The 421-nt window shown below is 44.9% G+C and carries 1 protein-coding gene; it reads right to left on the bottom strand.

Going from position 1 to position 421, the window contains the following annotated elements; all coding sequences use genetic code 11:
* A partial coding sequence (locus tag H5118_RS20425) for an EF-Tu/IF-2/RF-3 family GTPase (protein ID WP_404936241.1) occupies window positions 1–421 on the bottom strand: 421 nt, incomplete at both ends.

Here is a 421-nt window from a genome sequence, read left to right as displayed (position 1 = left end):
CTACGATAGTTGCTACAACACCAGCACCTACAGTACGACCACCTTCACGGATAGCAAAACGAAGACCTTCATCCATCGCGATTGGTGCGATTAGAGTTACTGTCATCTTGATGTTATCACCAGGCATTACCATTTCTACGCCTTCTGGTAACTGTACGTCACCAGTTACGTCAGTTGTACGGAAGTAGAACTGTGGACGGTAACCTTTGAAGAATGGAGTATGACGACCACCTTCATCTTTAGAAAGTACGTATACTTCTGAAGTGAATGTAGTATGTGGGTTGATTGAACCAGGCTTAGCTAGTACTTGACCACGTTCAACGTCTTCACGCTTAGTACCACGTAGAAGTGCACCAATGTTCTCACCAGCACGACCTTCGTCAAGAAGCTTACGGAACATTTCAACACCAGTACAAGTAGA

It is taken from the genome of Pseudoalteromonas sp. SR41-1, from assembly GCF_014164015.1.
GTDB classification, from domain to species: domain Bacteria; phylum Pseudomonadota; class Gammaproteobacteria; order Enterobacterales; family Alteromonadaceae; genus Pseudoalteromonas; species Pseudoalteromonas distincta.
The sequence above is the reverse complement of the archived record's forward strand: the minus strand, read 5'-3'. Positions and strand labels throughout refer to the sequence as shown.